The following is a 7,177-nucleotide window of genomic DNA, read 5'->3' on the forward strand; positions in this document are numbered from 1 at the left end:
TTTGCGATCAGGCACAAGAAAAAATTATGACGCCTCTTTTGACAGGTAAGAGGATTAACTTAAAAGCGCTTGTTTTATATAGCAAAAATATGAGGTGAAAATATTTCAGGATTTATAGTGTGGTTAGCAAACTGCGATCTTCCTTCCAGCGTGGGGAAACAGATATGAAATTGCAGCGATATGTTGGAAACAAACGCGTAGTAACGATATCTGTTCAATGAAAAAAGTGGAAGGCGGCAAGATAATGCGATCGACAAGGAGGGTCTATGGCGTTGTCAGTAATCTATACAAGAGCGGTGTTAGGCGTCGCCGCGCCGCTTGTGACCGTCGAAGTCCATATCAGCAATGGGCTGCCGGGGTTAACCATTGTCGGGCTGCCTGAGACAACGGTGAAAGAGGCCCGCGATCGCGTACGCAGTGCCGTTATCAATAGTGGTTATGATTTCCCCGCAAAGCGGATCACCATTAACCTGGCACCTGCAGATCTCCCTAAGGAGGGTGGACGATATGACTTACCTATCGCTATCGCGCTCCTGGCAGCCTCTGAGCAGGTGAACGCGGCGTCACTTGACCATTACGAATTTGTCGGTGAGTTAGCGCTTACGGGCGCGTTACGCGGCGTTCCCGGCGCTATCTCGTGCGTTATGGAAGCCGTGAAGGCTGACAGGCGAATTGTTATTGCGAAAGAGAACGAAGCGGAAGCGAGCCTGGCTGAGACCCAGGCGTGTCTGGTGGCGAATCATCTTCTGGAGGTGTGTGCGTTTCTGGAAGGTAAACAGACGTTGTTGAACCCTGCTCCCCTGGCTGCGCCGGAGGATGAGCGCAGAGAAGATTTGCGGGACATTATCGGTCAGGAGCAAGGGAAGCGTGCGCTGGAAATTACAGCGGCCGGAGGGCATAACTTGCTCCTGATTGGCCCGCCGGGTACGGGGAAAACCATGCTGGCCAGCCGAATGAGCGGCTTACTTCCTCCGCTCTCTAATACCGAAGCATTAGAGAGCGCGGCGGTGATGAGCTTAATCAATAGCGCGAGCTTGACCCGCCACTGGAAGCACAGGCCGTTTCGATCTCCGCATCACAGCGCCTCATTAACTGCCATGGTTGGTGGAGGATCGATACCAGCACCGGGCGAGATCTCTCTGGCGCATAATGGCGTGCTTTTTCTTGATGAACTCCCCGAGTTTGAACGCCGTGTTCTCGATGCATTACGTGAACCAATTGAATCCGGGCAGATTCATATTTCACGCACCAGGGCAAAAGTCACTTTCCCCGCCCGCTTCCAATTGATCGCAGCTATGAATCCAAGCCCAACCGGCCATTATCAGGGCAAACATAATCGCTGTTCGCCAGAGCAAACATTACGTTACCTGGGAAAGTTATCCGGCCCTTTCCTCGACCGCTTCGATCTCTCCCTGGAGATACCGTTGCCCACACGCGGTTTAATGAGTGAACCTCAACAAGGGGGTGAAGGCAGTGATGCTGTTCGTGCGCGAGTAGTTGAGGCGCAGGCGCAACAGCATCAACGCCAGCATAAGCTCAACGCGCAGCTGGAGAGCAGTGAAACCAGGCGCTTCTGTGCACTGACGAAAGAAGATGGGAAATGGCTGGAAGAGACGCTGACACGGCTGGGTTTATCCGTACGCGCCTGGCAGCGGTTACTGAAGGTAGCCAGAACCATCGCGGATCTTGAAAAGCAGGAAACCATTCGTCGGGAACATCTGCAGGAAGCGTTAAGTTATCGGGCAATCGACAGGCTACTCATTCATCTGCAAAATATGTTGGCATAAAAAAAGGGGCCGTAGCCCCTTTTTTCTTAATCCTCGGATTCAGTGTAATCTTCCGCGCCTTCCATCTGCGGTTTTCCACCTGAGAGAGTATGGAAACGCTTCGGACGTTTAATACGTGCCATATACTTGATCCATACACGTTCAGCTTCCGTGTTGGGTTCACGCTCACCACGGCAAACGGCAACAAACTGGTTCTCTTCTTCAGTCACCGGTTCACGCTTGCCGAGTTCCAGCTCGTTAAAAGCATAACCATGACGTTCAAGCAGTTGCGCCTCTTTGATGGTGAAATCACCGTGACGGGAAAACCCGCGAGGATAATTTTTATTGTCGAAAAAACGATTAGTCGTCGTAAAGCTTTCCGCCATCCTGCACGCTCCTAATTCTTTGGCCGAGCTATTTATGGCGCGGAGTATTAGTTACGCTTGACAGAGTGTAAAACAAAACATTTAAATCATTACGACAAAAAATTTTGCGGAGAAAACAGTGGATACGGAATTGTTAAAAACTTTCCTCGAAGTGAGCAGGACTCGTCACTTCGGGCGCGCAGCGGAAGCACTTTATCTGACGCAATCCGCGGTGAGCTTTCGTATTCGCCAACTGGAGAACCAGCTGGGGGTTAATCTCTTCACCCGCCATCGTAATAATATCCGCCTGACCGCGGCCGGCGAGAAGCTGCTGCCCTATGCAGAAACGCTTATGAGTACCTGGCAAGCCGCCCGCAAAGAGGTCGCGCATACCTCGCGGCATCATCAATTTTCAATTGGTGCCAGTGCATCGCTTTGGGAATGCATGCTAAGTGACTGGCTCTCCCGGCTTTACCATTTGCAAGATAACCTTCAGTTTGAAGCGCGCATTGCCCAACGACAATCTCTGGTAAAACAATTACATGAGAGGCAACTCGATCTGTTAATAACGACCGAGACGCCAAAGATGGATGAGTTCAGCAGCCAGTTATTAGGCCATTTCACGCTTGCTCTTTACAGCGCCGAGCCAGAGAAGAAGAAAAGCGATCTCAATTACTTGCGCCTGGAATGGGGGCCAGATTTTCAGCAGCATGAGTCTGGATTGATCGCCAGTGATGACGTGCCGACTTTAACGACCAGTTCAGCGGAGGTTGCCCATCAGCAATTACCAAAACTGAATGGTTGTACCTGGTTGCCCGTTTCCTGGGCTGAGCCGAAAGAGAGTCTTTATCCTGTGATGGACACAGAAACATTGTCTCGCCCGTTATATGCGATCTGGCTGCAAAACAGTGATAAACAGAACCAGATAAAGGATCTTTTGAAGATTAACGTTATCGAATAGGGCGTTCTGAAGGGCAAGGAGGCTCTTCAGATCTTTTGAAATATAGCCAAGGTACAAATTCAGGAAGGAAATTGCCTGAAAAAAGGCAAAAAAAAATCCTTAGCAGATGCTAAGGATTATTTCTGGCAGGGGCGGAGGGACTCGAACCCCCAACACCCGGTTTTGGAGACCGGTGCTCTACCAATTGAACTACGCCCCTAATTAGGGTGGCGGAACGGACGGGACTCGAACCCGCGACCCCCTGCGTGACAGGCAGGTATTCTAACCGACTGAACTACCGCTCCACCGAATTTTTTCACAACCACCGGTTTGTTGCCCCGGTTTACTGCTTAATTTGATGCCTGGCAGTTCCCTACTCTCGCATGGGGAGACCCCACACTACCATCGGCGCTACGGCGTTTCACTTCTGAGTTCGGCATGGGGTCAGGTGGGACCACCGCGCTAGTGCCGCCAGGCAAATTCTGTTGCCATCCCGCGTTAGCCGGACGGCTTAATCTGTATCAGCTGAAAATCATCTCTCATCCGCCAAAACATCTTCGGCGTTGTAAGGTTAAGCCTCACGGTTCATTAGTACCGGTTAGCTCAACGCATCGCTGCGCTTACACACCCGGCCTATCAACGTCGTCGTCTTCAACGTTCCTTCAGGAGACTTAAAGTCTCAGGGAGAACTCATCTCGGGGCAAGTTTCGTGCTTAGATGCTTTCAGCACTTATCTCTTCCGCATTTAGCTACCGGGCAGTGCCATTGGCATGACAACCCGAACACCAGTGATGCGTCCACTCCGGTCCTCTCGTACTAGGAGCAGCCCCCCTCAATTCTCCAGCGCCCACGGCAGATAGGGACCGAACTGTCTCACGACGTTCTAAACCCAGCTCGCGTACCACTTTAAATGGCGAACAGCCATACCCTTGGGACCTACTTCAGCCCCAGGATGTGATGAGCCGACATCGAGGTGCCAAACACCGCCGTCGATATGAACTCTTGGGCGGTATCAGCCTGTTATCCCCGGAGTACCTTTTATCCGTTGAGCGATGGCCCTTCCATTCAGAACCACCGGATCACTATGACCTGCTTTCGCACCTGCTCGCGCCGTCACGCTCGCAGTCAAGCCAGCTTATGCCATTGCACTAACCTCCTGATGTCCGACCAGGATTAGCTGACCTTCGTGCTCCTCCGTTACGCTTTAGGAGGAGACCGCCCCAGTCAAACTACCCACCAGACACTGTCCGCAACCCGGATCACGGGTCCACGTTAGAACATCAAACATTAAAGGGTGGTATTTCAAGGTTGGCTCCACGCAGACTGGCGTCCACGCTTCAAAGCCTCCCACCTATCCTACACATCAAGGCTCAATGTTCAGTGTCAAGCTATAGTAAAGGTTCACGGGGTCTTTCCGTCTTGCCGCGGGTACACTGCATCTTCACAGCGAGTTCAATTTCACTGAGTCTCGGGTGGAGACAGCCTGGCCATCATTACGCCATTCGTGCAGGTCGGAACTTACCCGACAAGGAATTTCGCTACCTTAGGACCGTTATAGTTACGGCCGCCGTTTACCGGGGCTTCGATCAAGAGCTTCACCTTGCGGTTGACCCCATCAATTAACCTTCCGGCACCGGGCAGGCGTCACACCGTATACGTCCACTTTCGTGTTTGCACAGTGCTGTGTTTTTAATAAACAGTTGCAGCCAGCTGGTATCTTCGACTGGTTTCAGCTCCGTGAGCAAGTCACTTCACCTACGCACCAGCGTGCCTTCTCCCGAAGTTACGGCACCATTTTGCCTAGTTCCTTCACCCGAGTTCTCTCAAGCGCCTTGGTATTCTCTACCTGACCACCTGTGTCGGTTTGGGGTACGATTTCGTGTTACCTGATGCTTAGAGGCTTTTCCTGGAAGCAGGGCATTTGTCACTTCAGCACCGTAGTGCCTCGTCATCACGCCTCAGTGTTAAAGTGAACCGGATTTACCTGGAACACACACCTACACGCTTAAACCGGGACAACCGTCGCCCGGCCGACATAGCCTTCTCCGTCCCCCCTTCGCAGTAACACCAAGTACAGGAATATTAACCTGTTTCCCATCGACTACGCCTTTCGGCCTCGCCTTAGGGGTCGACTCACCCTGCCCCGATTAACGTTGGACAGGAACCCTTGGTCTTCCGGCGAGCGGGCTTTTCACCCGCTTTATCGTTACTTATGTCAGCATTCGCACTTCTGATACCTCCAGCAGCCCTCACAGGCCACCTTCGACGGCTTACAGAACGCTCCCCTACCCAACAACACATAGTGTCGCTGCCGCAGCTTCGGTGCATGGTTTAGCCCCGTTACATCTTCCGCGCAGGCCGACTCGACCAGTGAGCTATTACGCTTTCTTTAAATGATGGCTGCTTCTAAGCCAACATCCTGGCTGTCTGTGCCTTCCCACATCGTTTCCCACTTAACCATGACTTTGGGACCTTAGCTGGCGGTCTGGGTTGTTTCCCTCTTCACGACGGACGTTAGCACCCGCCGTGTGTCTCCCGTGATAACATTCTCCGGTATTCGTAGTTTGCATCGGGTTGGTAAGCCGGGATGGCCCCCTAGCCGAAACAGTGCTCTACCCCCGGAGATGAATTCACGAGGCGCTACCTAAATAGCTTTCGGGGAGAACCAGCTATCTCCCGGTTTGATTGGCCTTTCACCCCCAGCCACAGGTCATCCGCTAATTTTTCAACATTAGTCGGTTCGGTCCTCCAGTTAGTGTTACCCAACCTTCAACCTGCCCATGGCTAGATCACCGGGTTTCGGGTCTATACCCTGCAACTTAACGCCCAGTTAAGACTCGGTTTCCCTGCGGCTCCCCTATACGGTTAACCTTGCTACAGAATATAAGTCGCTGACCCATTATACAAAAGGTACGCAGTCACCCCATAAAAGAGGCTCCCACTGCTTGTACGTACACGGTTTCAGGTTCTGTTTCACTCCCCTCGCCGGGGTTCTTTTCGCCTTTCCCTCACGGTACTGGTTCACTATCGGTCAGTCAGGAGTATTTAGCCTTGGAGGATGGTCCCCCCCATATTCAGACAGGATACCACGTGTCCCGCCCTACTCATCGAGCTCACAAGCAAGAGTGCTTTTGTGTACGGGGCTGTCACCCTGTATCGCGCGACTTTCCAGACGCTTCCACTAACACTCAGGCTGATCAGGCTCTGGCTGTCCCCGTTCGCTCGCCGCTACTGGGGAATCTCGGTTGATTTCTTTTCCTCGGGGTACTTAGATGTTTCAGTTCCCCGGTTCGCCTCACCTATGTATTCAGTTAACGATAGTGCAACGGATTGCACTGGGTTTCCCCATTCGGACATCGCCGGTTATAACGGTTCATATCACCTTACCGGCGCTTTTCGCAGATTAGCACGTCCTTCATCGCCTCTGACTGCCAGGGCATCCACCGTGTACGCTTAGTCGCTTAACCTCACAACCCGAAGACGTTTCGTAAAACATCATCAGTTGCGAAAATTTGAGAGACTCACGGAACAATTCGCATTGTTCTGTGTTTCAATTTTCAGCTTGATCCAGATTTTTAAAGAGCAAAACTTCGCAGCACACACAGAATGTGTACTCTGAAGTTTTCTAGTGACGAACAGTGAGGATGGTGGAGCTATGCGGGATCGAACCGCAGACCTCCTGCGTGCAAAGCAGGCGCTCTCCCAGCTGAGCTATAGCCCCATCGTAGTTAAAATCCCGTTACCGGTAATTTTTCCTGAGACAAGGCGTGAAAGGGCGAAGCATACTGAAGTATGCGAGTCGTTTCACAACGCTGTATTCAGGGAAAATTTGGTAGGCCTGAGTGGACTTGAACCACCGACCTCACCCTTATCAGGGGTGCGCTCTAACCACCTGAGCTACAAGCCTGCAGAGATTTTCACTGCTCGTTATTTTTCATCAGACAATCTGTGTGGACACTGCAGGGAAAGGTTCTTTAAGGTAAGGAGGTGATCCAACGCAGGTTCCCCTACGGTTACCTTGTTACGACTTCACCCCAGTCATGAATCACAAAGTGGTAAGCGCCCTCCCGAAGGTTAAGCTACCTACTTCTTTTGCAACCCACTCC

At 51.8% G+C, this 7,177-nt stretch carries 3 protein-coding genes, 4 tRNA genes, 2 rRNA genes and 1 other annotated feature; of the genes, 2 read left to right on the forward strand and 7 right to left on the reverse strand.

The features are described from left to right. Positions 1-266: 266 nt before the first annotated feature. The gene (locus tag BWI95_RS23000; protein WP_076770439.1) at positions 267-1,787 is read left to right on the forward strand and encodes a YifB family Mg chelatase-like AAA ATPase; all 1,521 of its coding nucleotides are present in this window, start codon (positions 267-269) and stop codon (positions 1,785-1,787) included. Between the two features lie 26 nt (positions 1,788-1,813). Here the strand turns inward: BWI95_RS23000 and BWI95_RS23005 are convergent, their stop codons facing one another. Then, complete coding sequence (locus tag BWI95_RS23005) at positions 1,814-2,152, reverse strand: MaoP family protein (RefSeq protein WP_023479578.1); 339 nt, start codon at positions 2,150-2,152, stop codon at positions 1,814-1,816. A gap of 118 nt (positions 2,153-2,270) precedes the next feature. Between BWI95_RS23005 and hdfR the strand changes: the two genes are divergently transcribed. Beyond that, positions 2,271-3,092: an HTH-type transcriptional regulator HdfR gene (hdfR, locus tag BWI95_RS23010; protein ID WP_054803695.1), complete on the forward strand. Its 822-nt coding sequence runs from the start codon at positions 2,271-2,273 to the stop codon at positions 3,090-3,092. A 123-nt stretch (positions 3,093-3,215) separates the two neighbouring features. Here hdfR and BWI95_RS23015 read toward each other — a convergent pair. The 6 genes from BWI95_RS23015 to BWI95_RS23040 all read right to left on the reverse strand — a co-directional run bounded on the left by BWI95_RS23015 (position 3,216) and on the right by BWI95_RS23040 (position 6,978). Further along, positions 3,216-3,291 (reverse strand) — tRNA-Trp (locus tag BWI95_RS23015). Positions 3,292-3,299: 8 nt separating this feature from the next. Beyond that, positions 3,300-3,376, reverse strand: a tRNA-Asp gene (locus BWI95_RS23020). 55 nt (positions 3,377-3,431) lie between these two features. Further along, positions 3,432-3,547 (reverse strand): 5S ribosomal RNA (gene rrf / locus BWI95_RS23025). A gap of 91 nt (positions 3,548-3,638) precedes the next feature. After that, positions 3,639-6,538, reverse strand: a 23S ribosomal RNA gene (locus BWI95_RS23030). Positions 6,539-6,716: 178 nt separating this feature from the next. After that, positions 6,717-6,792 (reverse strand) — tRNA-Ala (locus BWI95_RS23035). A gap of 109 nt (positions 6,793-6,901) precedes the next feature. After that, positions 6,902-6,978 (reverse strand) — tRNA-Ile (locus BWI95_RS23040). Between the two features lie 73 nt (positions 6,979-7,051). After that, positions 7,052-7,177 (reverse strand) — a sequence feature (16S ribosomal RNA rRNA prediction is too short).

Source organism: Kosakonia cowanii JCM 10956 = DSM 18146, assembly GCF_001975225.1.
Taxonomy (GTDB): Bacteria; Pseudomonadota; Gammaproteobacteria; order Enterobacterales; family Enterobacteriaceae; genus Kosakonia; species Kosakonia cowanii.

What these genes read in the sequence shown, in the direction of transcription:
- BWI95_RS23005 (WP_023479578.1), bottom strand. Translation starts at nt 2,152, where the DNA reads ATGGCGGAAAGCTTTACGACGACTAATCGTTTTTTCGACAATAAAAAT.
- BWI95_RS23000 (WP_076770439.1), top strand. Translation starts at nt 267, where the DNA reads ATGGCGTTGTCAGTAATCTATACAAGAGCGGTGTTAGGCGTCGCCGCG.